Origin of the sequence: Spirillospora sp. NPDC048911, from assembly GCF_043198015.1 — a bacterium.
Classification (GTDB): Bacteria; Actinomycetota; Actinomycetes; order Streptosporangiales; family Streptosporangiaceae; genus Spirillospora.
In genome coordinates, this window is sequence record NZ_JBICUD010000010.1 from 293720 (window position 1) to 317582 (window position 23863).

The following is a 23863-nucleotide window of genomic DNA, read 5'->3' on the forward strand; positions in this document are numbered from 1 at the left end:
TGGTGCCTACTCGGGCTCGTCTTCCTCGGGCGGTTCCGTGGCGGTCTTGTGTTCACCGGCGGCCACCGCGCGGGCGTCGTGAGCCACCTGGCGGGCATGTTCGGCGCGTTGGCGGTAGCGGGGGTCGCCGGTGCGGGCGGCCATCGCGTCGTAGGTGTCGGCGACCTCCTCGCGGACCCGCGCCACTTCCTGCTCGGTCTCGGCGATGTCCTTGGCGGCCCGGCGGCTGCGCTCGACCTGCCGATCCCGCTCCCGTGCCAGTTGCTCTTTCAGCCGCTCCTGCGGGCTGTCTCCGGGCCCGGGCGGAGAGACGGTGGGCTCGTCATCCCTCATGTGCGGTGCTGTACCCCCAACGGCCGTCCTCATCCAGTACGCCGGGACACGCCTGCCGCTGGCAACTAATTTGCCAACGCCACACCCCTAGTTGATCTTGCCGGAGAGCCGCACCGGCAAGGACAAGAGGCATGAAAGCTCGTGTCATCTTCTGTGTGTCGTCCCTGGTGATGGGCGTCGCCGTGCTGAGCGCCTGCACGGACGACAAGAACCTCGCGGCCGACGCGAAGCTCAACCAGGCGAAGGCGGCCAAGGCCGCCGCCCAGTCCAAGCTCTCCACCGCGGCCGCGGCCAAGGCGAACGAGGTGGGGGACGTCCCGGTGCTGATGTACCACCGGATCGTCGCGAAGACCGCGGTGCCGGACGACCGCACCCCCGCGCAGTTCCGCGCGGAGCTGGAGCGCCTGGCCAAGGAGGGCTACGTACCGGTCACCGCCGCCGAGTACGTGACCGGACGGATCAACATCCCGGCCGGACGGCATCCAGTGGTGATCACCCTGGACGACTCGTCGCCCTCGCAGCTCACGCTCACGGGGAACGGAGAGCCGAAAGCCGACAGCGCGGCGGGCATCCTCCGCGAGGTCGCCACGCGATACCCGGGCTTCCGGCCGGTGGCGACCTACTTCGTCATCCGGGACCTGTTCCAGCTCCATGACAACTCCGACCAGCGCCAGGCGCTGGCATGGCTGACGCAGAACGGATTCGAGGTCGGCAACCACACCAAGGACCACATGGACCTGTCCGGCAAGAGCCAGGAGCAGGTGGCCCAGCAGATCGCCGCGGGACAGGCGCTCATCACGGGGCTGGGCGCCCCGGCACCGATCACGCTCGCCCTGCCGTACGGCAACACGCCCCGGAAGCTCCAGTGGGCCGCGACCGGCCGCGCAGGTGCCACCTCCTACGCCAACCAGGGGGTCTTCCGCGCGGGCTACACTCCGGCGCCCTCACCGTTCGCCGCTCGTTTCGACCCCCTGGCGATCCCACGCGTCAGGGCCGGCAACTCGGGGGGCAACTGCGAACAGTTCTGCTCGCAGGGCTGGCTCGACTCGCTCCAGAAGAACCCGACCGACCGGTACACCTCCGATGGCTCGCCCGACACCGTCGCCGTTCCGGCGTACAAGGCCGAAGAGGTGAACGCGAAGTTCCGCTCCAAGGTGCTGACCTACAAGCCCACCTGAGCGGACGCCCACGCCGAGGCCGCCGGTCGGAGTCCTTTCGGGCCATTTCTTGGGCTCTTCGGGGGATGCCCTTGTCGGCGAAGCGGACACAAGTCGGCATAGAGGCCCTGGCGGATACACGGCAACCGGTCGCTCGGGCCCGTCGCGCACTCAGGAAGACGCGCGAGTTCGGCCCGGTCCTGTCGTCTAACACGGACCCGGCCGGAGCAAGGCCCCGGCAGATCACCACGCTGACCTGCCGGGGTCCTGCCATCGACGGCAGGACGAACGCTCATGCCCGCGCCACCTCATCGGCCTCCGGCGGGGACGCCGCCGACCGCGAGCGGCGGGTCCGCCAGCAGATGATCGCCCCTGCCAGCAGCAGCGTCACGCCTGTAGTGACCAGCGCCGCCAATGTCAGCAGAGACATACCGGTGTGCGGCAGCTTCTCAGCCGCATCCCGTGGCCTGTGCGGTGCCGGTTCGTGGGCCGCAGGCTTATGCGCCAGCGGTTTGTGGGCCGCGGGCCTGTGCGCCACCGGCTTGTGCGCCACCGGTTTGTGTGCGGCCGGTTTGTGGGCCGCAGGCTTATGGACGGCGGGCTTCTGCGGGTCGTTGTTCGGTGCTGCCAACTTGGGCGGGGCCGGCTTCAGAGGGAGGAGCCGCAGGGTGTGAGAGGCGGCTTTGCGTCCGCCAAGGTACGTCAGCACGGCCCTATTGCGTAGCCGACCGCTGCCTTTGGCGGACGGTGACACCCGCACTGCGACACGCACGGAAATTGAGCGCCGATAACCGATCTGCTTCCAGCGGCAGGACACCGCGGTCGCCTTCCCACGGCAGCCAGGCCCACGCACCTTGGTCACGTTCAGCCCAGCGGGCATATGGTCGGCAAGCTTCACACCGTAGGCAGGAACCAGGCCCACGTTGCGCACCCGCAACACATAGCTGAACCGCTGTCCTGGCCGAGCGGACGACAGCGACGCCTGCTTCTGCATCGACAGGCGCGGCAACGTCGGAGGGCCATCGGCTGGCTGCGCCGACGCGGGCAGCGTCCCGGCCGCGCCGACCACCCAAACCGCCGCCACACCGGCCAGCATCATGCGGGCGCCCGCAGCCCGTGAAGTGGCTATGCGTCGTGCCGCCTTACAGACGATCTGGCAGCGCTCGCCTGGCGTTTCTGGTTCGCCAGTTGGCCCCTGCATCAGCTTGGACGACGAGTGGTGCTTCGACTTGGCCATGTTCCCCCCGCGTACCCCTGGCGGGCCCCCGCCCGCTCCCGTCGTTCACCCGCGTGGTGGCGAAGTGACCGTCCGGTGGATGAGACGCGGGTAAGCATCTACCAATCGCAAGACCACGTCCGCCTCCAACATGCGCCCGCTGGGTAAAGTCTGCGACCCGGCACCCTCGTCCGCCGGAAGTCCACGACATGCCGAAGGCGCCCCTCCGGCGGCGGGTGGGGCGCCTTGGTGTCGCGCGGGTGGTCAGCTGCTGACCGCCTTGTTGTAGAGGCGGGTCGCCAGCGGGATGAACACGATCAGCATCACGGCGATCCAGAGCAACGATGCCGGGATGGCGTGCTGCATGGGCCAGGCGTCGGAGGTCTTCATCGCGGTGCTGGTGTTGCCGAAGAGCTCCCGTACCGCCTGGGTGAACGTCGAGACGGGGTTCCAGTCGGCGATGACGCGCAGCGGCGTGGGCAGCCGGGAGGCGTCGAGGTAGGCATTGGAGATGAACATCAGCGGGAACGAGACCATGGTCGCGATGTTGTTGAAGCTCTCCGGGGTGCGCAGGGCCAGCGCGATCGCCGCGGTGACCCAGGAGAACGCGTAGGCGAACAGCAGCAGCAGCGCGAACCCGAGGACGCCCTCGAAGGGCGAGGTGTGCACCCGCCAGCCGACGATCAGGCCCATGCTCGCCATGACGACCAGGCTGGCGAGGTTCATCAGCAGGTCGCTGACGGTCTGGCCGATCAGCACCGCGGACGGGGCCATGGGCAGCGAGCGGAACCGGTCGTAGACGCCCTTCTGCAGGTCCAGGGTGAGGCTGTAGCCGGTGATCTGCGCACCCATGATCACGGCTTGGACGAAGATGCCCGGCAGCAGGAAGTCCTTGTAGGACATCCCGGGGATCTCGATGACGCTGCCGAAGACGTAGGCGAACAACAGCACGAACACGACCGGGAACATGACCGCGGCGCCGAGCAGGTCGGGGGATCGCCTGATCTTCAGGGTGTTGCGCTTGGCGATGGTCCAGCCGTCGGTGATGGGCATGGTGAGGGCGTTCATCGGATGGCCTCCCGGACCTGCTCGTCGGTGCCGGATGTCTGGCGTCCGGTCAGGGTGAGGTAGACGTCGTCCAGGGTCGGGCGGCGCACGCCCGCGTCGCGGACCGTCACACGCTGCTCGGCGAGCCGGTCGAGCGCCTCGCGCAGCGCCGTGGGGCCGTCGGTGACCGGAACCGTGACGCGCAGCGCCTCCGGCTCGGTCCGCAGGGCGCCGGTCGCCAGCCACGCCAGCGCCTCCTTGGCGGTGTCCAGTTCGTCGGCGTGGCCGACGGTGAACTCCAGGCGGCTGCCGCCGACCTGGTCCTTGAGCTCGTCGGCGGTGCCGGAGGCGATGGCGCGGCCGTGGTCGACCACCAGGATCTGGTCGGCGAGACGGTCGGCCTCGTCCATGTACTGGGTGGTCAGCAGCAGCGTGCTGCCGCCCTTGACGAGTTCGGAGATGGTCTCCCACAGCGCGGCGCGGGCGCGGGGATCCAGACCGGTGGTGGGTTCGTCCAGGAACAGGACGGACGGGTCGGCGACCAGCGCGCCCGCGAGGTCGATGCGCCGGCGCATGCCACCGGAGTAGCCCTTGACCGGACGGTCGGCGGCGTCGATGAGGTCGAAGCGTTCCAGCAGCTCGCGGGCCCGCGCCTTGGCCCGCTTGGCGCCCAGGTGGTAGAGACGTCCGACCATCTCCAGGTTCTCGGCGCCGGTCAGGTGCTCGTCGACGGCGGCGTACTGGCCCGACAGCCCGATGTGGGCGCGCAGCCGCCGCGCGTCACCGACCACATCGCATCCGGCGACCGTGGCGCGCCCGGCGTCGGGGCGCAGCAGCGTGGTCAGCACCCGCACCGCCGTGGTCTTGCCCGCGCCATTGGGACCCAGCAGCGCCAGCACCGTCCCTTGCGGCACCGAGAAGCTCAGCCCGTCCAGGGCCGTCACCTCGCCGTATCTCTTGACCAGTCCTTCGGCCGTGATCGCATCGCTCATGGGAGGTTCCTTTCGCGTGTTCAGGGGGTCAGGCCCGGTGGATGTCGATGTCGCCCCAGTTGGTGTGGGCGTGCACCTCGGCGACCGCGTCGGTGGTTTCGGGGCCTTCGGCGGCGGTGAGGTTGTTGCGCACCACGCCGTTCTTGGAGTGCAGGTCCAGCCAGGCGGCGGTGCCCTTGGCGATGCCGACGTCGAGCTTGCCGTGGCCGTTCTCGAGGTGGACTGTGCCGCGTACGACCGCGCCGATCCGGATCCGGCCGTGTGCGGATCTGGCGGTGAGACCGGCCAGAACGCGGCCGATGGTGACCTCACCGGTGCCTGTCTTGACCTCCAGATCACCGGTCACGTCGCCGAGAGCGATGGTGCCGGTGGAGTTCTTGACGAGGCCGGGGCCGTCGACGGTGCCGATCCGGATCGCCCCGGTGGAGGCGGTCACCTCGACGGGCCCGCTCACCCGGTCCGCGGAGATGTCGCCGATGGACGCCTTGGCCTCCAGCGGACCGGTCTCCTCCAGCCGGACGTCGCCGTAGGAGTTGCGCACCACGCTCCGGCCGAGCCGGCCGGTGGCGATGAAGTCAGCGGCGACCTCGGCCTCGACACCGGAGCCGGCCGGCACCTCGATGGTCACCTCGATGGAACCGCGCCAGGCCCGCAGGTGCGCCAGCCCCCTGGGCTTGGGCCCCTTGACCAGCAACCGGCCGCCGGAGAACTCCACGATCGTCTGCTCGGCGGCCTTCACGCTCGCCTCGGCGGACGGGTCGCTCGGGCCGACCTCCACCACGGTGTCGGCGCGATCGCTCGCGTGGACGCGGACCCGGCCGAGATGGACCTGGATGTCGGCGGTGATCGGCTCGGGGGTATCGAAAGCAGGCATGGCGAAGCCCTCCCTATGGGCTCGTGCTCCGTTCCGGCCTTCAGGGGCCGGATGATCAGTGATGGACCGGTGCCGCTACCGCACCCAGCCGGTGTAGCTGCGCCCGCTCGGGGACGGCTGCGACTGCTCGACGGGACCGCTGCCGACACCGGGTTCGAACGCCGTGGAGATCGCTCGCACCAGCCAGGCGTTGACCGACAGCCCCTGCCGCCCGGCCGCCTCCTCCACCCGCAACTTCAGATGCTCAGGCAGCCGCAGCGTCATCCGCGCGGTACCGCCATCATCGAAAGGCGACACGGCTTGCGTGGTCGCAGGCGGCGACACCGCAGCCCTGGCGGCCTCCGCCGCACCGGCCGCCTGTCCCACCGGAGGCGACTGCGGCGGCGTCACCACGAACGCCGGATCACCGCCACGCAACCGCACCTCGACCGACCCCGGCGCCAGATCACCGGTGATCTCGTCCGCCGCCGCCGACAGCGCCTCCAGCAACGTCAACCGGGCAGCCGACTCCAACGCCCCGGTCAACCGCTCGGCGAGCGCCCGAGCCTCCGGACCGCCCGCCTCAGCGGCCACGGCAAGCTCACGGCGAAGGTTCTCCACGTACGGCATCAGGTCCATGCCACAACTATGACGTCAGAACGACACCACGTCAAGCGCAAAATGACGTCACATCACCGACCCTGACGCCACAGCCACCCGACCCTCATCACACCCCGCACCAACCGCCTCTTCGTCAACAGCCGAATCAACCTCTCGAGCAGCAAAAACCCAAGGACGCTTAGCGTGCAGAGAGACGCTGCCAGCGCGAGCCGACACAAGCCCGGCTGCTCACACCCGCCCGCCACCCGCTACACACGCCCGCACCATGCTGACGTCAGACGGCGTCATGGCCATGGCCGACGACCTGGGATCGCGGGTCAGGTTTTGGTCGTGGTCAGTGGGAGCGGCGGCAGTCGAAGAGGGCTCGGGCAGCCGTTTCATCGCCTTCGATGTCGACGAGACCGCCGACGTCGTCGAGGGTGAACGCGGCCGCTGCCAGCCCGAGGACGATCGGGGCGTCGGCACGCACGACGGCATCCAGAGCGCCGCCAGCATGCAGAGTCACCTCGACGCCCGAGCGCGTCGCCCGGAGCTGGAGCAATTGGCCGTCGACCGCGATCCCCACCGTCGATGCCCGGGACGCGGTCCTGCCGGCGAACAGGGCAGCGAGCCCGACGACGAGCCATTCGGCGTGGAAGCGGTCGTCGGCCGGCCCGCGCGCCATGAGCGGCGTCGACCAGCGGATGAGGCCTTCGACCGGCTCCCGCAACTCGGCGCCCCATGGCGTGAGCGCGTACACGATCGCGTTGGGCTCCTCGGCCAGGCGCCGTTCGACCACCCCGGCGGCCTCCAGGTCACGCAACCGGTCGGCGAGCAGGTTGGTGGCCACACCACCTAGCCCATCGAGCAGCTCGCGGTAGCGGGCGGGAGCGATGAGGAGCTGGCGGACGATGAGCAGATTCCACCGGTCGCCCACGGCGTCGAGCGCCCGGGCGAGACCGCAGTACTGGCCGTAGCTCCGACTCATGACGAGCACTTTACATTCTCAAGCGCACCTGAAAATATCCAGCACATCGTTGGGAGGTGCTGAGATGGTCCCGGCTGCGACGCACAGCGGTGCACCCGCCACCATGGCTCAGGCTCGTGTGGCATTGCGGGAGGTGGTTCCCCGCCTGGTCGCGCTGGTGCGCAGCGTCCCCGACGCTCACTCGGTGTCGGTCGGCACGTGGACGGTGGGCGACGTCGCCGCTCACCTGGCTCATGTCTTCCGAATGGACACCGATGCGATCAACGGAAGGCCGGTCCCCGACGCCACGGTGACGTCGGCGGGAATGGCCGAGGTCAACGCCGCCATGCTCGCCGGGGACGGCGAACGGGCCCCGTCTGTTCTGGCGGATCGCCTCGGCGCGCTAGCCCAGGAGTTCGACGACATCGCCTCGCGTTCGCGAGCGGCCACCGTTCGCTGGTTGCAAGGCGCCCACCTGCCGCCGTCGGCGGTCGCGTGTCATCTGCTGGAAGAATGCCTGATCCACGGCCATGACATCGCCACGGCCATCGGGCGCTCGTGGCCGATCCAGCGTCACCACGCCCTGCTCGCGATCGAGGGCGGCGTGCTTCCGCTCATCGCGGCACTGCCGCCCACCGCCATGCTGAACCAGGAGAAAGCCCGATCCTTCCGGGCCCGCTTCGATGTGCGCCTGCGTGGAGGCGGACGCACGTTGATGGTCTTCGACCGCGGCTCGCTGACGCTCGGCTCGGGACGTGCACGCGACGTCGACGCCCACGTGTCCGCCGATCCTGCGGCTCTCATGCTGGTGTTCATCGGCCGGCAAGGCATAGGGAGGCCACTTCTCGGCGGAAAGCTCACCGCCTGGGGCCCACGTCCATGGAAGCTCGCCCGCATGCTCACCGTCATCAACCCCCCGTGAGCGACGCGCCGGTGGCCAGGTGGCGCACGCAACGGTTCTGGGGACGGTGCGACATGCGGCTGGGGCGTGGACGCGGGCGAGGGTGTTATGCGCTGCGGCGGTCTTCCAGGGCCCACTTGCGGCGCCAGCGGGCGGCGATCTCGGCCGCTTCTTCGGGCGTTCCGTTGAGGGCGTCGTCGTCCACGGCGGCCGAGCGAAGCCGCTCGTAGTCGCCGTGCTCAGGGGTGATGACGTCGGCTCCGCAGCCGGTGTCGTGCGGGAGCAGCAGCTCGCCGTCCCGGAGGACCGCCTCCGCCATGGTCACACCTCCAGCCCGTAGTGCCTCACATAGTACCGGGTGATGATTTCGGCGACAGGCTCTGACCCCGACAAGGTCCGGATCAGGCGCGGAAGCTGGCCGGTGGCCACCAGCGCCCAGGCCTCCGCCCACCACTCGTACGGGTCGTGCCACCGGTCCACCACCAGCAGGGGGCGGCACCGAAGCATGATCGTTTCCCATTCGCAGGTCTCCGCGGCGCGGCGGCGGCGCTCCACGACGTGCCCGATCTCGTGATCGGCGAGGGAGCCGCTGACGTGCGGGCCCGTTCCGACGACCATCATGCGGGTCTCGTGGTCCCACAGGGTCGCGCCGGGGACGTGGTCCCAGAGGATCTCCGACTTCTCCCTGATCGGCTGTCCGGCCAGGTGGCCCAGGTGATCGAGGCCCGGTACGGGGCCGACCCCGATCCAGAGCCCGTCGGTGAGCGCGTCGGCGACCTGGGCGGCGATCGGGCCCGGCAGCGCGGCGAGCCGGTCGATGACGGTGATCACCTCGGGCGGCGGCGGACCCTCGGCGGGGTTCCACTGCCTGCGTACGCAGCTCTCCAGCACGCCCAGGTGCCGGCGTCCATCGCGGGGGAGCAGGTCGGTGTCGGCCGGGTGCGGGTCGCACCAGTACGGATCGCGTTCATCATGGGGGGTCGTCATGGCCCGCCACATCCTGCCAGCCGCCGGCGGACGGGAGAGGCTCGGGCGGCCCCCTAGTGGCGCCTGCCGAACGCGACAGGGCCGTGGTGCCGTATGAACCGGCGCCACGGCCCTTCCTCCAGGGTCAGTGGTGGTGGTGGCTCTTGTGAGCGGGCCAGTTGACGGTGGAACCGTTGATGCAGTCGCCGTACTCGTAGGTCATACCGAGGATGTTGTGGATGGCCGCGCCGATGCCGGCGATGTCGATGCCGCGGCAGGTCTGGACGCCCACGATCTGAACGGGGCCGGGGACTTGGCTGCCAGGGGGGTCATCGTGCGCCTGAGTGGTGGCCTGGGCAGGGGCGGCGGCGAACGCCATGAACGCGGCGGACCCGGCGAGGCCTGAAATGGACAGCTTCTTGAGCATGACGTTCTCCATTCACGGTGAGTGCAGTCGAACAGCACGCAGTAGGCCGAAGCCTGCCGCGTGCAGGCATCGCATCCCAACCGTCGCCGGAAAACAAGCATGACAAACGGAATTTCATAGGCTGTTGATCCAACGTGGTAAAGCCTTTCCATAGGCTGCGCAGATAAATCTGACATATTCCGCACATTCTAGGTGAAGCGCTCAGCTCGCCGAAATAAAGCAGTGGCGCTCTCCGGCCCTCTCCGAACGCACTTCCTTTTGCGCGTCCCAACAGATACAGGGGTGCCCCAAGGAGCTTTCCGTCCTTTGGCAACCGAAGGCAAAGGAGCCGGGTCGGCAACAGGGATGGGCGGTCGAGAGTTCGGCTGTACTTCGCGGCTCGCGCGACGGAGGCCACGTTCGCCGCCGCTCGTGAGTCATCGGGGCAATGGCACCGCAGGCTCGGCCCCGAGAAGGCCAGGGCCTTCTTTGACAATGGCGACGTCAAGATACGCCAATCGCGCGATTGGCCGCCGGAGACCGGCGTCCGCGGCTGTTAGCGTCCCTGCCGTCATGCCGAGCGAGGGGTGTTGTCGATGCGGCTACTGGGGCCGACATGTCACGGGGGCGCCGTACCCCGAGGCCGGCTCCAGCCTGCGCTGATCTCGTGCGCGCTGCGCGTCACGGCGACCGGCTTCCTCGTGGCCGCCGGCTGGCTGGTGGTCGCGATGCTCTCCGAAGCGGACTCGCATGCGTCCTCGCAAGTGATGTGTTCAGGATCGAACGCCGCCCGCCCGGAGCGCGCGACCACATCTTCCAGCGCCGCTTGCCCGGACAGGTCCGTGCGAGCGAATCCCGGTCGCGCAAAGCGCTTCGCCATTGTCGTCTCCGAGGCTGGCCGTTCTGCCGCTTCTAGAAGCCGCAATCCCGTCGACTCCGTGGATCGCAGTTCGCTGCGAAGGGACCGCGATGCGTCGGCCAGGGAAGGCTTCCAGGCGGCCATCGGGTTTCGTGCTCGGCCGGTCGGCCACGAGCTCGCGGAGACGAGCCGGAGTACGGCCGGCAGCGGTTCCGTCCGTGCCGCCGGGGAGGGTCTCGCCGGGACACTGATCGCCACGGCCGACCGGCTTCAGCGATCGGCCGTGACCGCGCTCCAGACGCGATCGCTGGGAACGGCGTCGCTACCTGCCGTCCCAACGGCGTCGCTACCTGCCGTTCAAGGGCTTCTCGCCGTGCCGGTGAGATCGCCGGAAATCCTGTCAGAGACTTCGGAGAAGCTGCTCGGCAGCGCGGTAACGCTCCGGTCGGTCGTTCTCACGCCTCCGGCTCGCCCTTCGTCCACCGAGAGTCGTGCGGGGTCCCGAGCGCATTCTCCGGTCGTGGACGGCGAAAACGAGACCTTCGTCCAGCCTTCGCCCGCGTCCTCAAGCCGAGACTCGACGATGCCGCAGCGAGCCGCGGCGTCCGATCCGACGATCGGGGCCGACGCCGGCCGCGCGGATCAGGCCGGAGAGCCGGCCGGGGTGCCGCCGGCGGACTCGGGCGGGCACGTCGCCGGCGGCGCCTCGAGCTCCTCGGCCGGTCAGGGTTCCAGCGTGCTCGGGACGCTCGCGGCAGCCCAGATCTCGCCGGCGCGCGCGTCCCTCGTACGGCGCGGACGACCTGCCCCGGCCCTGACCACCTCCACGACGGACGTACCGGTTCCTGTTCCCGAATAGGCGACCGGCCGCTTCCCGCGCGTGCCACCTGCCCTTCGAGGCACGCCAGCGAACTGCCTTCCCGCGGACGTGGTGCTCACGCCATCGCCGCTCGGGCGCCGCCCATCGCGCCCGATGCATCCACATCGGAAAAGGAGCAACAAGAATGCGAAACTGGGCCAAGAACTCTGCCCGGGCCGCCCTGGTGGTGGCCGGGATGACGGCCGTCAACACGGGCATCGCCGGAGGGACGCGGGCGGATTCGAACGGCGGCGCCCTCGGCCTGCTCGCCAACAACCAGGGCGGCTCGCCGATATCCGTGCCGATCGACTTCAGCGGGAACTCAGCGGCTGTGCTGGGAGTGGCCAAGTCCCACTCCCAGGGGGGAGCGCACGTCATCAACGTCGACGAGGGCGGCGGATCCTCATCGGGTGCCCTTTCGGCGGGCAACGGCAACCAGATGCGCGCCCCGGTCAGCGTTCCGATCAATATCTGCGGCAACACGCTGGCCGTCCTGGGGGTCGGCAAGGCCGCCTGCGAAGGCTCGGCCACCGTCATCAACCACGGCTCCAGTTCGGGCAGGGGCGGCATCCTGAGCGGCAACCGGGGCCGCGCGCCCATCAGCATCCCCATCAACATCTGCGGGAACGCCGCGGCGGTGCTGGGCACGGCCAGCGCGTACTGCGGGGGCGGTGCTCATTCGATCAACGACGGCACCGGGTACGGCAAGGGGACGGGCGGGTTCGGCGGGTTCGGCGGCAGCCACAGCAGTGCGCCGGTCAGCGCGCCGGTCACCGGTCCGGGACGCCAGGCGGCGCCGCACAGCGTGGCCGGCAAGCCCGCGAAGGCGATGCCGACCAAGCGCAACCCGGCCGGCAAGCCCGCGAAGGCGTTGCCGGCCAAACGTAACCCCGCTGGCAAGCCCGTGCACAAGGCGGCGCCGACCACCAAACGCGACCCGTCCGCCAAGTCAATGCATAAGGCAGTGCACAAGGCGGTGCCGTCCACCAAGCGCAATACGGCCGGCAAGCTCGCGCACAAGAAACTGCCGTCCACCAAGCGCACCGCGGGCGGCAGGATGTCGCGCCAGGCGCGGCCGTTCCTCGCCGGCGCGCCCGCGGGTTTGTCGTCCACCAGGCGCCTCGCCAAGCCGCCGTGGCAGTGGAACGACGACACGGTAATGCCCAAGGCGGCGCAGACCGTGCAGGACCTCATCCGGTCGCTGGGAATTCCCGTCCCGTCCCCGGAGCACGCGAAGGACTACCGGCCCACGCTGGCAACGGTGCAGGGCATCCCGCTGACGGTGGCGGGCAACCCCATCCTCCGCTGAGCGCACGGCTCAGGCGACCTGATCCGTGCTCTGCCGCGCCGAGGTCAACGGAACGGCAAGGCATCGCCCAGCCGAGGGAAACGCGGAAGGGGGCGGCGCGTCCTCAAGCGCTGCCCTCTTCGGAGACCCCGAAAAAGGGCGTCAGTTGCCACTTTCAGTCACCAGAAAGGCCTCGACCCGGGAATCCGAATGAACGATAGACACTGGTTGCGTTTCGTCTGGCCCGCGGCCATCTCTGCGGCCGTGGTGGCCTCTACCGCTGTGGCGTTCGTCAGTACGCCACAGCGGGCAGCAGTCGCATCACCCCAGGCGGCAGGCTTCGACCCGGTCGCCGGCCACCAGTCCAACGGACCCCGAACGTCGGTGCGCATCGCATCCCCCATCGCCACTCTCGTGATCCGTAAAATCCGGCTGAACGAGAGGATCCGGGAAGGCATTGGCAAAGCGGATCTGAGACGCGGCGTCGGACATTACCCTGGAACGGCTTATCCCGGCCGGCCAGGAAACGTGGTGCTACTAGGTCACCGGACCACTGGCCGGGCTCCCTTCGGCAAGCTCGACCGTATAGCCCGCGGCGATTCCCTCGTACTTAATACCGTGTCACATTTCTTTCGTTACGAAGTTCGAAGAACTCTTATCATCTCGCCCAGGCGGAGAAGCGTCCTCCATCCGGTGCCCTTCCGCGCTGGAAGCACCCCCAATGGAAGTTTCCTAACGCTCATCACCTGCCACCCCAAGGGCAGCGACGCCCGGAGACTCGTCGTCGTGGGCAAACTGGTTGAAAGTCGCCCCGGCTAGACGTTCAATTGCGATGCCCTCTCAGGCATTGGCCCCCTTTTTGCCGTGGGCGCGGGTGACCTTGGTGAGCCGGGGGGAAGGGACAGCCTGGGGTTGAAGGTGCTTGGCGTCATCTTCGCCCGGTGCGGTCGGAGGGGGCGGCGTGCCCGGCAAGGGGGTCTCCAGCCTGATGCAGGCGGCACGCCGCCCGGCGGCGAAGAACGACGGCTCGCACACCCGATGATCTGCGGCCGACGGGACCGGCCTACCGCCCTGAGGGCAGCCACATCGCGCCTCCACGGCCACGACACTCCGTGACTGACCGAACGGATACTGTCACTTTCCCCTGGTAGACGATGAGCTGTACGCGGTTTTGCCGCCGGTTGACCTGGGGAGATCCCCCGATGTTCCTCCGTGTGGAGGGGATCCAGTGCGAGCCGCCCCGGACCGACCCCTGCGGCCCGCACCTCGACTGGCAGGGCCGGGCCCAGGAGCGGGCCGAACCCGGGCGGGTGTCTCACCCTGGACCCGGCCCCGCCTGGAGCCCCGACGAGAGGGCCCGACGAGGACCGGGCCTCTGGTTCGGGCCGGACGATCCAGCACACGGCGAGGCTCCCGCGGATCTCCGAGGCGACCTCCGTTTACTGCCAGTAGTTGCGGGGAGACTGACTGTCGTCAGGTATGTCCCAGAAGATCGCCCAGGTGCGGAGGTGGCGGTGCGCGACGGGCTGCTTCGTTTTCGCCGCCGTCGTCTCCGTCCAGAAGGACTGTCGGCCGCACCCGTGCCGATCAGCTGGATGAGGGTGTCCCGAGGCCACGGCCGGCCCGCGCCGGCCGGCACGGCCGGGCACCGGGGTTCCGGTCTCGCTCTGCGTGAGAGGTGATGGCGATGCCCGACCGGTTCAAGATCGAGTACCGGCCGGCGGCGGATCTGCATGATCATTACAGGACGATGGAATCCAAGATGTGGAACCACATCCTGGTGTTCCTGGTGATCGTGGGGGCGATCGTGCTGGTGGCGAATCTGGCCGCGGGCTTCATCAACGAGCGGGGGACCATCTTCCTGCTCGCCGTCGAGATCCTGGGTCTCATCGTGCTGATGCTGAACCAGACCTGGACCCGGCTCGACAAGCTGGCGCACGACCAGGACAAGGTGCTCGCGATGCTGCTCGCCATCACCAACCAGCCGTTGCAGCCCGGCGGCCCGCCGGAGCCGGTCGCGGACCCGCCAAGGTCGCAAGCCGGCTCGTAGCCGCGCGGCGAGCCAGCACGCGAGCCGGCACAGTCAGCCGCTGGGGCCTCCGGCCGTGGCTCTTCAGCCGTCGTAGAAGACTCGGCCGGCTCTCCCGCCGGAGACCGACCAGACCTCGGTGATGAGGCCGTCCTCGATGCGCAGCATGTCGATCCCGCTGATGCGAAGGTCGTGCCCGGCTTCGTCGGTGAAGCGCGCCAGATAGGGCTGGGCGATCTTGCCGTGGGCGACGCCGCCGGCGAGGCGGACGTCCGCGACGGCCTCGCCGTCGGGGGCGAAGCGCAGTCCGGGCCGGGCCTCCCGGAACCGGGCGATGATCTCGGCCAGCTGCCGAGGGTGCCGGACGTGGTCGAAGGCGTCCGTGCCCGGCTGGGCGTAGCGGAGCCGGAACCGCGGCGCCATGATCCGATCGGCCAGGCCCAGCTCGCCGTTCCATAGCGCTGACCACAGCTCGAAGATGCGGACGTTGAACTCCTCGACGTCAGCGGCCTGGGTCTCGACGCTCATCATGCTCCAATAGTCTCATTGATACGGTACCAACGAGATGGACACTATGCTCTCAATGAGACGGTGTCAATGGAAGGACGTGGGCAGGTGCCGGAGCTCACCCCACCCGACTGCGTGGTGCTCGGGCTCATCGCGCGCCATGGCGCGATGACCCCCTACGAGTTGAAGGCCAAGGTGGAGGAGTCGGTCGACTACTTCTGGCCGATCCCGCACGCGCAGCTCTACCGGATCCCGGCGCGGCTGGCCCAGCTCGGCCTGCTGCGCGAGGAGACCGAGCACACCGGCCGCCGCCGCCGCGTCTTCCACCTCACCGACGCCGGCCACACCGCGTTGACGCGATGGCTGGCCGACCCGCACGCCCCTGAGCCGGAGACCCGCGATCCGGCGCAGCTCAAGCTCTTCTTCGCCGATCTGGGTGACGCCGGCGACGTAGTGGCCCTCGCCAGGGAACAAGCGGCGCAGCACCGCCGCTGGCTCGAGCTCTACACCTCACGGCACGCCGAGCTCGGTGCGCGGCAGACGTCGCGAGCGCGCCTCCTCAAACTCGCGATCCTGCACGAACAGGCATACGTGGAATTCTGGGAGTCCCTCTCAGAAGACGCCACCTGAACCAGGCCGACGAGACCGTCCAGCCGAAACCGCGTCGCCGGGCTCGTCAGTAGCGCCTGCGGGCCTGTCGCTGACCACGTCGCCAGCACCAGCGTGCGTAGAGATCGAGCCACCAGCGCCGCGCGACTCTGAACGAGCGCGGGTGGCTGAGGCAGAGCTCGTCGTCACGAGCGGGCACGAGGAAACTCCTGGTGACAGAGGGGCCGGAGAACGCGCTTGTCCCGGTTTGGCCTGACTCGGGCGGGGCAACCGTGCGAGGACGTGAGAGAGGCATCCCTGCAGGTCTTTCCGGTTTCCGGCAGCAGGAATCTCCTCAGTGACGTCCAAGCCTCGCCAGCAGCGTCTAAACCCCCACAATTCACTCAGCCTCAGCAGCGGAATTTCCGCGGGTGAGAGCTGGTCGGCAGGCTAGGTAGGCGTTGAGGGCGGCGGCGCCGCTGAGCATGGCGCGGCTCCTGGCCGACAGGCGCGCGCGCCAATCGGCGAGCATGGACTCGAGCGGCGCGACGCCTCCGGCGGAACGGACCTGGGCGATCAGCGGGGCGATCTGCTCCAGCAGGTAGCCGCCTCGTCTGAGCTGGTGAGCCAGGAGGGCATCGCGGACGTCGGCCGGGCTGTAGACCCGGTAGCCCGTGACCGGGTCGCGGCGCGGCTGGATGAGGCCGGCGCGTTCCCACTTGCGCAGGGTGGCCGGGCGAATGCCGAGCCTCTTCGCCAGCGGACCGACGAACATGTCACCTCGTTCCGGCGGCGGGGGCACGAGGTCGCGGACGGCGGCTTCGACGGCCTGGAGGGTGCGGCGGTCGTCGAGAAGCTGAGCGTGGCTCTCGTCGATGAGCTGGAGCGCGTCCTCGATCGCGTCCCGGTTGATCGCCTGCATGATCGACGTGGCCGTCTGGTGGCCGTGCCCGGGTGCGAGGGCGAGGAAAGCGCTGAGGGCCTGCGCGTGCAGTGGCGCGTAGGTGCGGTATCCATGCGGGGTGCGTGCGGCCGCCGGGAGGATGCCCGCCGCCTCATAGTTCCTGACCGCTTGCGTGGACAGGCCGTGCGCTCTCGCCAGGTCAACCGGCCTGAGTTGTCCATCGCTTTTAAGGTTTCGTCGCACAGTCCTGCCGATATTGAGAAGAAGTTTCAATCGCTGGTTCAACGATACCGTTGAGGTCATGACTGCTGAGATCGCAACAGCCGTCCACGCGGCCACCGTCATGGGATCGCTCCCGTCCCGGCCGCGCCTGCTCGCCCTGGGTGAGCCGACGCATGGCGAGGACGCGCTGCTCGAACTGCGGAACGATCTTTTCCGGCAGCTCGTCGAGCAGGAGGGCTATCGCACGATCGCCATCGAGAGCGACTGCCTGATGGGCCTGATCGTGGACGAGTACGTCACTTCGGGCAGGGGCACCCTCGACGAGGCCATGGAGCGCGGCTTCAGCCACGAATGGGGCGCCTTCGCGGGCAATCGCGAGCTGGTGCGCTGGATGCGCGCGTACAACGAGGGCAGGCCCGCGTCCGAGCAGGTGCGCTTCGCCGGTTTCGACGGTCCGCTGGAGATCACCGGCGCGGCGAGCCCCCGGCAGGCCCTCACCGCGCTCCATGCCTACCTCGCGGCCCAGGTCGGTGCCGGCCTGCTGCCCTGCGACGCGGCGACGCTCGACCGCCTGCTCGGCTCCGACGACCAGTGGACCGAGCCCGCCGCGATGATGGATCCGTCCAGGTCCGTTGGGCGGACGAGCGAGGCCAAGAAGCTGCGGCTGCTCGCCGACGACCTGGCGGCGCTGCTCGGCGCGCACTCGCCACAGCTGATCGCCGCGTCCTCCCCGGACGACTGGGACCGGGCGCTGCTGTACGGGCGTACCGCCACCGGCCTGCTGCGTTACCACTTCTGGATGGCCGACACGTCACCCGGCCGCATGGCGTGGCTGCTCAGCGTGCGGGACTCGATGATGGCCGCCAACCTGCTCGCCATCGCGGAGCGGGGCCCGGCGCTGGTGAACGCTCACAACGGGCACCTCCAGCGGAACAAGAGCGAGATGCGGATGAGCGGCCTGCCGGTGGAATGGTGGAGCGCCGGCGCGATCGTCAGCGCCCGGCTGGGAGAGGAGTACGCCTTCCTGGCCTCGGCCCTCGGCACGATCCGCCACCAGGGAGTGGACGTCCCGCCTCCGGACACCCTCGAAGGACTCCTGTACGCGCTCCCGGAGGATCGCTGCTTCGTCCAGGCCGACCGATTGTCCGCGATGTTCGGCGACGCGACGCCCGCCCCTCGCGTGTCCCCTTGGTACGGCTATGCCCCGCTCGACCCGGCGCACCTGGCCGGCAACGAAGGAATCGTGTTCGTGAAGGACGCTTGACCGTGTCAACAGCCCGGGATGCTGGTGTGCCGCCACCTTGAGGCGTGCTACCCGCCCCGCATCCCGGCACGACCTGGTCTTCTTCCGGCCCGGCGCCGCTCCCGGCGATCAGGCTCCGGGCTGGCGTGGGGCGCTCTTCCGGCGCGGTTTCGCCGACCGCGGCGGGATGGAGCGCATGTGATCGCGGACGAGGGTGAGAACACGAGCGAGGCTGTCGACGTCCTCGGGCGCGAGCGGTGCGAGGAAGAGTTGCCGCAGGATGTCGATGTGGCCGGGGAACACCCTGGCGAGCACGCCCCGTCCCGCCTCGGTGATGGTCACCGTCACGCCCCGGTCGTCCTCCGCGGATGGGCCGCGGGCGACGAGTCCGGCCTTCTCCAGCAGCCCCACCTGGTAGGTCAGGCCGCTGCGGCTGTACACGACCCCGTCCGCCAGCTCGGTCATGCGCCGGCTGCCGTCCGCCGCGTCCCCGAGCGTGGCCAAGAGCTGGAACTGGACGTAGCTGAGGTCGCCGGCGTCGCGCAGCTGCTGCTCCACCGTGTGGCGCAGCAGGCTGCTCACTTCGATCAGGGCGAAGTACGCACCGAGCTCGGCGGGATCGAGCGGCGGGGAGCCTTCTTCGGTCATGCCGCCATCGTATTGCTTCGAGTTCGAAGCAGTGCTATCTTCAGGTGGTGCTTCGAATTCGAAGCATTTCTCTGTGAGAGAGGTTCGCCATGAAGGCAGTGCGATTCCACGAGTACGGCGATGCCGATGTCCTGCGCTACGAGGACGTGGCGCTGCCCGTCCCCGGCGCCGGTGAGGTTCGCATCCGGGTCGCGGCGACGTCGTTCAACCCGGTCGACGCCGGCATCCGCGGCGGTGGTCTCCAGGGCCCGTTCCCGGTGACGCTCCCGCACACGCCTGGCATCGACGTCGCCGGAACAGTCGACGCGCTCGGTGACGGCGTCGACGCGGTGGCGGCCGGTGACGAGGTCGTCGGATTCCTCCCGATGATCGGCGACGGCGCGGCCGCCGAGTACGTCATCGCGCCCGCCGAGGTCCTGACGGCCGCGCCTTCGAGCGTGCCGCTCGCCGACGCGGCTGCCCTGCCGCTGGTGGGCCTGACCGCATGGCAGGCGCTGTTCGAGCTCGGCGAGCTCACCGCCGGGCAGCGCGTGCTCGTCACCGGCGCCGGAGGCGCCGTCGGCGCCTACGCGGTGCAACTGGCGAAGACCGCCGGCGCGCACGTCATCGCCACGGCGAGCCCGCGCAGCGCGGACCGGGTCCGAGCCGCCGGTGCCGACGAGGTCGTCGACCACACCGCGACCGGCGTGGCGGACGCGGTGACCGAGCCGGTCGATCTCTTGCTCAACCTCGCGCCGATCGAGCCCTCGCAGCTCGCCGACCTGGCCGCTCTCGTGCGGTCCGGCGGGGCCGTGGTCAACACCACGGTGTGGATGCAGGCGCCGAGCGACGAAGAGCGCCAGGTGCGCGGGCTCAACGTCTTCGTCCGGAGCGACGCCAAGCAGCTCGCCGGCCTCGTGGAGGCCATCGACCGAGGCGAACTTCACATCGACATCAGCCGCCGCATCCAGCTTGAGGATCTCCCGGCGTTCCATGCGGAAGTCGCCGCCGGTGCCGTGTCCGGCAAGGTCATCGTCCTTGCGCCGACCGCCTGAAGTCGCCGGAGCCGGCGGCGGCTTCGATGGCTACGTTGTCGCGGCGGTTTCGTCCGGCTGCGCGGGCATGGCCGCGGTGTTCGGTGGGGTGCGGACGCGGTGTTTGGCCAGGTTGTTCGCTATGCGGCGGGCGGCGAAGGAGCTGCCGTGCACGAAGCGCATGACCGGGCCGAAGCTCGCCGCGGCCGTCAGGCCGGCGAAGTACAGACCGGGGACGGAGCTTTCGAAGTGACGCGACAGGTCGGGCGACCGGTGCTGGAGGCGCAGCCGGCGGCGAAGGTCCGGATCCAGGATGGTGATCTTGTCGATGTCGGGGACGTAGCCGGTCGCGGCGATGACGTGGTCGGCCTGGGAGAGCTGGATGGCACCGCGGCTGGTGACCGCCGAGAGCTGCGCCCGGCCGTTGCGCACGTCGGCTTCGACGACGCGTTCGCCCAGCCGGACCGTGACGCGGTGGTCGAGACGTTCGCGCAGCCACCAGGCGCCCGCCGGGCCCAGCGTGGTGCGGACGATCCGGTGCCGGGTCTCCTCGGAGAGGACGCGGGTCGAGGCGGGGTGTTCGGACCACAGCCAGGTGCGCCAGCCGCGTCCCAGCCCGGACTGGGGGCCGCCGAAGATTCTGCTGGTCAAGGACGGGTCGAGCTGGGGGAGCGCGTTCCAGGCGAGCTGGTCGTTGCGGGAGATGAGGGTGGGCCTCGCTCCCGCGTCGGCCAGCAGGACCGCGGTTTCCAGCGCCGACTGGCCCGCGCCGATGACCGTGACGTCGCGACCTGCGAAGCGGCTGAGGTCGTGGTGCTCGACGCTGTGGGTGGCGAGCTCGGCGGGCAGCGAGCTCAGCTGGTCGGGCACGTGGGCGAACTGGCGGACACCGATGGCCATGACGACGGTACGGGTGCGGACCTCCTCGCCGGTGCTCAAGGTCACGGTGAAGCCGGGCGCGGTGGCGCGGACGTGGTCGACCTGAACCTCCTCGATACCGCGGACGGTGTTCTCGGCGAACCACCGGCCATAGGAGACGAAGGTCGTCAGCGGGATCGGCTGGCCCATCGACCAGCCGGGGTGCAGATCGTTGAAGGCGCTGCCCGGTGCGGGACAGCTGAGGTTGGAGGCGAACGGCTCGGATTTCAGGAGCATGCCGGCGGGCATGTGGCGTTGCCAGAAGTCCATGGGCGTTCCGATGACGCGCACGTCCAGCCCGTGCGCCTGCGCGTGCGCCGCGATCGACAAACCGTAGGGTCCGGCCCCGACGATGAGGGTGTCGATGAGTGAGTCGTGCACGAGGTTCCTCCCTGAAGTGCGGTGCCGCCGCCCGCGTGGATCGAGGCGAGGCCCGAGCGTTGGCGGTGTCGGACGAGGCGTGAGCGTCAGCGTTGTCGGCGGCCTGGTCGCGCGCGGGTCAGGACGCGGGCCAGGCTGAGCCGGCCCATGACGAAGAAGGGACGGGGATCGTCGGCCGCCCACCAGGCCAGCTCGTCGGCCCGGCGGCCGTGGCGGATCCCGCCCCGGGTGCGCCGGAGCGAGGAGAGCGTGTGCTGCGCGTACTGGTTCTCCACGATCATGGTCCGGCCCGGTGCCGGGCGGGGCCGCGGTACGCCGCGTCCCGACTGGTCGAGGTGCAGGGCCCGGATGAGGTCGAGACACTGGCGATCTTGGAAGAGCCGGAACTGCGCGCCGAGCCGGGGGTTGAAGTCCAGCAGGTGGTACGTGCCGTCGTCGGAGCCCCTGCCGGTGCCCTCCGCCTCGAAGCGGAAGTCGAGATCGACCAGGCCGGTGTAGCCGAGGGCGCAGACGATCTCGTGCGCCAGCCGTTCCAGCCGGGGATTGAGGACCCATTCGCCGGCGACGGTGTGGCCGGCGTGGACCGGGCGGGCCACGTGCTTGCGGCCGACGCCGCCGAACAGGCAGCTGGAGGACGCGTCGAAGTAGCCGTGGAAGAACCAGTCGCCGCCCGCGGGCGGGACGCGGCGCTGCAGGATCAAGGGACCGGCCGCCTGGTTCGCCGGGTCGCGCGTCCGGGCCAGTAGCCGTTGCGCCTGCTGGAGCGTCGACACCAGCGTGGTGCCGCGCAGGCCGGCCGGCAGCCGCCAGGGCCGCGCCCATTTCGCGATCAGGGGGAGGCCGAGGGCGCCGACGGCCTCGCGGAGCTCGGCGCCGGTGGCGGGGATCCGGCTGGACGGCATGGCGATGCCGTTGCGCTGGGCGGTCTCCAGCAGCGTCGCCTTGTCGGCGACCATGCGCGGGGTGCTGGGCCACTGCGTCGGGAAGACGAACCCGGCCCGCAGCGCGCTCGCGTTCTCCGCGATATAGATCGCGGCGGCGTCGTCCAGCGGGACGAGCAGGGCGGTGCGGCCGATCCGCGTGGCGATCTCGTCCAGATACTTGGCCAGCGAGGTCCCCAGATGAGGGGCCGGGCCCCAGTCGTGGCCGTGATGCAGGTACTTCGAGGTGGCGGCCGGCGTGGTGCCGGGTTCGAGGATCGCGTGGACCTCGACTCCGGCCCGGCCCAGCGATCTGATGGCCGCCAGCGTGCCGTGATGCAGGGGATACCGGTTGGTGCGCAGCAACAGGACGGGCAGCCGGCCGTCGAGTTCCGGTTCGGGCAACTGCGGGGAATCACGCAGCATGGGGCATCCGGCCAATTCTCCTGTTTCTGTAATGAACGAGGTGGCTATAGGGTGGGTAAAATCTTTTAACGGCACCGGACTGGGACAGTTCGGCGCAACGTCGGCCGGGCATACGCTACGCATGGCACCTGACCACATCCACTATGCCTCTGGGCGATTCTATCGAGGATGGAGGCGGCGACTCCTGAGTTTCCTTAAAAGTGGTGTCGCCTGTGCCTCGATTTTTGCCGTGACGGTGGTCGGCTCGTGCGTCGCCATCGGGCCGTCGACCGCGGGCGCCGTCGACTCGGGCGATCCTGCCGAGAAGCCGAATGCCGCTCCTCCGCTGGGCGCATTTCTGGGATCGGGCGCCGAGGGCGTCGCGCGAATAGCCAAATTCGAAAAATGGCTTGGCTCCCCGGTCAAAGTCGGGCATACCTATCTGCCGGGGGAGAACTGGGCAGGGATCGAGGGGCCCTCGGAAATCATCGGGCCGTGGGCGCGCTGGCGGGCCAAGGACCGCTCCCACCTGCTCGTCGTCAATGTGCCGATGATCGCTTCGAACGAGGTGACGCTCCCGGACGGCGTCGTGTCGTCCCTCCTGCGGGGCGGCGCGTCCGGCGCGTTCGACAACCACTTCCAGCGGCTCGCCGAGCGACTGGTCAAGGCCGGAGCGCCGGACACGGTCATCATTCCGGGCTGGGAGATGAACGGCATCACCTACACCAGCCGGTGCCATCCCGACCCGGTGATGTGGAAGATATATTGGCGCCGCATCGTCGCGACGATGCGTTCGGTCACCGGCGCGCGTTTCCGGTTTGACTTCAATGCCACCCGCGGCCGGGACGCCATCCCGTGGACGGAGTGCTATCCCGGTGACGACGTCGTCGACATCATCGGCTCGGACAGCTATGACCAGCCGCAGGGGATGTCCTTCGCGGAGTTCATCAAGGAGCCTTACGGCCTCCAGGCCCAGGCGGACTTCGCGGCCGCCCGCAAGAAGCCCATCTCATTCCCGGAATGGGGGTTGTTTCACAACTCCGACAATCCGGATTACATCCAGGGAATGCACAAATGGATGACGTCTCATGACGTCGCCTATCAGACGCTCACCGACTACTGCCCGCACGGCGTGTGGCAGTGCGCCGCAAACCCCCAGGCGTCCCGGACGTACCGGAGTCTCTTCGGCGGCCTGCTGAACGGCGTGTCCAAAGCCGTGCCCGACCTCTCCTGCCCGCCGACCGTCCCGACGCCGCCGCCAACGCCGACGCCGACAGTGCCGAGCCAGGCGCCCATGGCCGCGCCCTCCCCATCTCCAGGGGCACCCGTCCCAACCGAGGCTCCGTCGCCATCTCCACCGGCGCCCGTCCCGGCCCAGGCTCCCTCACCACCGTCCGCTCTGCCGTCACCAGCGACACCACCTGCTCCAGTGGCGCCCACCCCGACCGCCTCAGACCCGGCCGCCGCCATGTCCACCGCCGCGTCCGCCGCTGCCGCGGTCGCGTGCGGCGCACTGAAGGCGGCTGAAGCCGCAGTGCGGACGGCGGGCGTCTCTGCGACGGCAGAGCCCGCCGTAACGGCGATGCCCGGAACAAGCCCCGCCCCGGTGGTCAGGCCCAGCGACGGCGAGTGAACACCTGG

25 protein-coding genes are annotated in these 23863 nt (G+C 69.5%); 10 read left to right on the forward strand and 15 right to left on the reverse strand.

Features of this window, described 5'->3' with window-relative positions; genetic code table 11:
• Positions 1-6: 6 nt before the first annotated feature.
• Positions 7-333, reverse strand: a complete 327-nt coding sequence (locus ACGFNU_RS38300) for a hypothetical protein (protein ID WP_392601477.1) — start codon at positions 331-333, stop codon at positions 7-9.
• A gap of 131 nt (positions 334-464) precedes the next feature.
• Here ACGFNU_RS38300 and ACGFNU_RS38305 point away from each other — a divergent pair, with 131 nt between their 5' ends.
• Complete coding sequence (locus tag ACGFNU_RS38305; protein ID WP_392601478.1) at positions 465-1511, forward strand: polysaccharide deacetylase family protein; 1047 nt, start codon at positions 465-467, stop codon at positions 1509-1511.
• 271 nt (positions 1512-1782) lie between these two features.
• Here ACGFNU_RS38305 and ACGFNU_RS38310 read toward each other — a convergent pair whose 3' ends face one another.
• The 6 genes from ACGFNU_RS38310 to ACGFNU_RS38335 all read right to left on the reverse strand — a co-directional run bounded on the left by ACGFNU_RS38310 (position 1783) and on the right by ACGFNU_RS38335 (position 7186).
• Positions 1783-2727 (reverse strand): hypothetical protein, encoded by a 945-nt coding sequence (locus ACGFNU_RS38310; RefSeq protein ID WP_392601479.1) that lies wholly within the window; start codon positions 2725-2727, stop codon positions 1783-1785.
• 243 nt (positions 2728-2970) lie between these two features.
• Positions 2971-3774, reverse strand: a complete 804-nt coding sequence (locus ACGFNU_RS38315; protein WP_392601480.1) for an ABC transporter permease — start codon at positions 3772-3774, stop codon at positions 2971-2973.
• Positions 3771-4745, reverse strand: a complete 975-nt coding sequence (locus ACGFNU_RS38320) for an ATP-binding cassette domain-containing protein (RefSeq protein ID WP_392601481.1) — start codon at positions 4743-4745, stop codon at positions 3771-3773. The genes ACGFNU_RS38315 and ACGFNU_RS38320 overlap by 4 nt, the downstream gene beginning before the upstream one ends.
• A gap of 28 nt (positions 4746-4773) precedes the next feature.
• The gene (locus tag ACGFNU_RS38325; RefSeq protein WP_392601482.1) at positions 4774-5619 is read right to left on the reverse strand and encodes a DUF4097 domain-containing protein; all 846 of its coding nucleotides are present in this window, start codon (positions 5617-5619) and stop codon (positions 4774-4776) included.
• Positions 5620-5694: 75 nt separating this feature from the next.
• Positions 5695-6237, reverse strand: coding sequence for a toxin-antitoxin system HicB family antitoxin (locus ACGFNU_RS38330; RefSeq protein ID WP_392601483.1), 543 nt, complete (start codon positions 6235-6237; stop codon positions 5695-5697).
• Positions 6238-6553: 316 nt separating this feature from the next.
• A complete protein-coding gene (locus ACGFNU_RS38335; RefSeq protein WP_392601484.1) occupies positions 6554-7186 on the reverse strand; it encodes a winged helix-turn-helix transcriptional regulator in 633 nt (210 codons plus the stop codon).
• A 103-nt stretch (positions 7187-7289) separates the two neighbouring features.
• On the opposite strand from ACGFNU_RS38335, the gene ACGFNU_RS38340 reads away from it, so the two are divergent.
• Complete coding sequence (locus ACGFNU_RS38340; RefSeq protein WP_392601485.1) at positions 7290-8087, forward strand: maleylpyruvate isomerase N-terminal domain-containing protein; 798 nt, start codon at positions 7290-7292, stop codon at positions 8085-8087.
• An 85-nt stretch (positions 8088-8172) separates the two neighbouring features.
• Here ACGFNU_RS38340 and ACGFNU_RS38345 read toward each other — a convergent pair whose 3' ends face one another.
• The 3 genes from ACGFNU_RS38345 to ACGFNU_RS38355 form a co-directional block, all read right to left on the reverse strand.
• A complete protein-coding gene (locus ACGFNU_RS38345) occupies positions 8173-8385 on the reverse strand; it encodes a hypothetical protein (RefSeq protein WP_392601486.1) in 213 nt (70 codons plus the stop codon).
• Between the two features lie 2 nt (positions 8386-8387).
• Positions 8388-9053 (reverse strand): hypothetical protein, encoded by a 666-nt coding sequence (locus tag ACGFNU_RS38350; protein WP_392601487.1) that lies wholly within the window; start codon positions 9051-9053, stop codon positions 8388-8390.
• Between the two features lie 124 nt (positions 9054-9177).
• On the reverse strand, positions 9178-9459 hold the full coding sequence (locus ACGFNU_RS38355) for a hypothetical protein (protein ID WP_392601488.1): 282 nt from the start codon (positions 9457-9459) through the stop codon (positions 9178-9180).
• Between the two features lie 1358 nt (positions 9460-10817).
• Between ACGFNU_RS38355 and ACGFNU_RS38360 the strand changes: the two genes are divergently transcribed.
• From ACGFNU_RS38360 to ACGFNU_RS38375, 4 genes are all read left to right on the forward strand, one after another.
• Entirely contained in the window at positions 10818-11156 is a 339-nt protein-coding gene (locus ACGFNU_RS38360) for a hypothetical protein (protein ID WP_392601489.1), read from the forward strand.
• A 145-nt stretch (positions 11157-11301) separates the two neighbouring features.
• Positions 11302-12465, forward strand: coding sequence for a chaplin family protein (locus ACGFNU_RS38365; protein ID WP_392601490.1), 1164 nt, complete (start codon positions 11302-11304; stop codon positions 12463-12465).
• Positions 12466-12654: 189 nt separating this feature from the next.
• Positions 12655-13263, forward strand: coding sequence for a class E sortase (locus ACGFNU_RS38370; RefSeq protein ID WP_392601491.1), 609 nt, complete (start codon positions 12655-12657; stop codon positions 13261-13263).
• An 868-nt stretch (positions 13264-14131) separates the two neighbouring features.
• Positions 14132-14494: a hypothetical protein gene (locus tag ACGFNU_RS38375; protein ID WP_392601492.1), complete on the forward strand. Its 363-nt coding sequence runs from the start codon at positions 14132-14134 to the stop codon at positions 14492-14494.
• 63 nt (positions 14495-14557) lie between these two features.
• Here the strand turns inward: ACGFNU_RS38375 and ACGFNU_RS38380 are convergent, their stop codons facing one another.
• Positions 14558-15004, reverse strand: coding sequence for a nuclear transport factor 2 family protein (locus tag ACGFNU_RS38380; RefSeq protein WP_392601493.1), 447 nt, complete (start codon positions 15002-15004; stop codon positions 14558-14560).
• Between the two features lie 66 nt (positions 15005-15070).
• On the opposite strand from ACGFNU_RS38380, the gene ACGFNU_RS38385 reads away from it, so the two are divergent.
• Positions 15071-15610, forward strand: coding sequence for a PadR family transcriptional regulator (locus ACGFNU_RS38385; protein ID WP_392601494.1), 540 nt, complete (start codon positions 15071-15073; stop codon positions 15608-15610).
• A gap of 358 nt (positions 15611-15968) precedes the next feature.
• Here ACGFNU_RS38385 and ACGFNU_RS38390 read toward each other — a convergent pair whose 3' ends face one another.
• Positions 15969-16715 (reverse strand): TioE family transcriptional regulator, encoded by a 747-nt coding sequence (locus tag ACGFNU_RS38390; RefSeq protein ID WP_392601495.1) that lies wholly within the window; start codon positions 16713-16715, stop codon positions 15969-15971.
• A gap of 58 nt (positions 16716-16773) precedes the next feature.
• Here ACGFNU_RS38390 and ACGFNU_RS38395 point away from each other — a divergent pair, with 58 nt between their 5' ends.
• A complete protein-coding gene (locus tag ACGFNU_RS38395) occupies positions 16774-17958 on the forward strand; it encodes an erythromycin esterase family protein (RefSeq protein ID WP_392601496.1) in 1185 nt (394 codons plus the stop codon).
• 108 nt (positions 17959-18066) lie between these two features.
• On the opposite strand, the gene ACGFNU_RS38400 is transcribed toward ACGFNU_RS38395, so the two are convergent.
• On the reverse strand, positions 18067-18585 hold the full coding sequence (locus tag ACGFNU_RS38400; protein ID WP_392601497.1) for a MarR family winged helix-turn-helix transcriptional regulator: 519 nt from the start codon (positions 18583-18585) through the stop codon (positions 18067-18069).
• 89 nt (positions 18586-18674) lie between these two features.
• Between ACGFNU_RS38400 and ACGFNU_RS38405 the strand changes: the two genes are divergently transcribed.
• Positions 18675-19619, forward strand: a complete 945-nt coding sequence (locus tag ACGFNU_RS38405; RefSeq protein WP_392601498.1) for an NADP-dependent oxidoreductase — start codon at positions 18675-18677, stop codon at positions 19617-19619.
• A gap of 30 nt (positions 19620-19649) precedes the next feature.
• Here ACGFNU_RS38405 and ACGFNU_RS38410 read toward each other — a convergent pair whose 3' ends face one another.
• Positions 19650-20897 (reverse strand): NAD(P)-binding domain-containing protein, encoded by a 1248-nt coding sequence (locus ACGFNU_RS38410; protein ID WP_392601499.1) that lies wholly within the window; start codon positions 20895-20897, stop codon positions 19650-19652.
• Between the two features lie 86 nt (positions 20898-20983).
• A complete protein-coding gene (locus ACGFNU_RS38415; protein ID WP_392601500.1) occupies positions 20984-22243 on the reverse strand; it encodes an ATP-grasp domain-containing protein in 1260 nt (419 codons plus the stop codon).
• A gap of 229 nt (positions 22244-22472) precedes the next feature.
• On the opposite strand from ACGFNU_RS38415, the gene ACGFNU_RS38420 reads away from it, so the two are divergent.
• The gene (locus ACGFNU_RS38420) at positions 22473-23855 is read left to right on the forward strand and encodes a glycoside hydrolase family 26 protein (protein WP_392601501.1); all 1383 of its coding nucleotides are present in this window, start codon (positions 22473-22475) and stop codon (positions 23853-23855) included.
• Positions 23856-23863 lie beyond the last annotated feature (8 nt).

Excerpts from the sequence above, each read along its gene's own strand:
- ACGFNU_RS38310 (WP_392601479.1), bottom strand. The coding sequence starts at position 2,727 with ATGGCCAAGTCGAAGCACCACTCGTCGTCCAAGCTGATGCAGGGGCCA.
- ACGFNU_RS38320 (WP_392601481.1), bottom strand. The coding sequence starts at position 4,745 with ATGAGCGATGCGATCACGGCCGAAGGACTGGTCAAGAGATACGGCGAG.
- ACGFNU_RS38380 (WP_392601493.1), bottom strand. The coding sequence starts at position 15,004 with ATGATGAGCGTCGAGACCCAGGCCGCTGACGTCGAGGAGTTCAACGTC.
- ACGFNU_RS38395 (WP_392601496.1), top strand. The coding sequence starts at position 16,774 with ATGACTGCTGAGATCGCAACAGCCGTCCACGCGGCCACCGTCATGGGA.
- ACGFNU_RS38365 (WP_392601490.1), top strand. The coding sequence starts at position 11,302 with ATGCGAAACTGGGCCAAGAACTCTGCCCGGGCCGCCCTGGTGGTGGCC.
- ACGFNU_RS38370 (WP_392601491.1), top strand. The coding sequence starts at position 12,655 with ATGAACGATAGACACTGGTTGCGTTTCGTCTGGCCCGCGGCCATCTCT.
- ACGFNU_RS38325 (WP_392601482.1), bottom strand. The coding sequence starts at position 5,619 with ATGCCTGCTTTCGATACCCCCGAGCCGATCACCGCCGACATCCAGGTC.
- ACGFNU_RS38330 (WP_392601483.1), bottom strand. The coding sequence starts at position 6,237 with ATGGACCTGATGCCGTACGTGGAGAACCTTCGCCGTGAGCTTGCCGTG.
- ACGFNU_RS38400 (WP_392601497.1), bottom strand. The coding sequence starts at position 18,585 with ATGACCGAAGAAGGCTCCCCGCCGCTCGATCCCGCCGAGCTCGGTGCG.
- ACGFNU_RS38300 (WP_392601477.1), bottom strand. The coding sequence starts at position 333 with ATGAGGGATGACGAGCCCACCGTCTCTCCGCCCGGGCCCGGAGACAGC.
- ACGFNU_RS38375 (WP_392601492.1), top strand. The coding sequence starts at position 14,132 with ATGCCCGACCGGTTCAAGATCGAGTACCGGCCGGCGGCGGATCTGCAT.
- ACGFNU_RS38350 (WP_392601487.1), bottom strand. The coding sequence starts at position 9,053 with ATGACGACCCCCCATGATGAACGCGATCCGTACTGGTGCGACCCGCAC.
- ACGFNU_RS38315 (WP_392601480.1), bottom strand. The coding sequence starts at position 3,774 with ATGAACGCCCTCACCATGCCCATCACCGACGGCTGGACCATCGCCAAG.
- ACGFNU_RS38415 (WP_392601500.1), bottom strand. The coding sequence starts at position 22,243 with ATGCTGCGTGATTCCCCGCAGTTGCCCGAACCGGAACTCGACGGCCGG.
- ACGFNU_RS38335 (WP_392601484.1), bottom strand. The coding sequence starts at position 7,186 with ATGAGTCGGAGCTACGGCCAGTACTGCGGTCTCGCCCGGGCGCTCGAC.
- ACGFNU_RS38355 (WP_392601488.1), bottom strand. The coding sequence starts at position 9,459 with ATGCTCAAGAAGCTGTCCATTTCAGGCCTCGCCGGGTCCGCCGCGTTC.
- ACGFNU_RS38305 (WP_392601478.1), top strand. The coding sequence starts at position 465 with ATGAAAGCTCGTGTCATCTTCTGTGTGTCGTCCCTGGTGATGGGCGTC.
- ACGFNU_RS38385 (WP_392601494.1), top strand. The coding sequence starts at position 15,071 with ATGGAAGGACGTGGGCAGGTGCCGGAGCTCACCCCACCCGACTGCGTG.
- ACGFNU_RS38345 (WP_392601486.1), bottom strand. The coding sequence starts at position 8,385 with ATGGCGGAGGCGGTCCTCCGGGACGGCGAGCTGCTGCTCCCGCACGAC.
- ACGFNU_RS38340 (WP_392601485.1), top strand. The coding sequence starts at position 7,290 with ATGGCTCAGGCTCGTGTGGCATTGCGGGAGGTGGTTCCCCGCCTGGTC.
- ACGFNU_RS38405 (WP_392601498.1), top strand. The coding sequence starts at position 18,675 with ATGAAGGCAGTGCGATTCCACGAGTACGGCGATGCCGATGTCCTGCGC.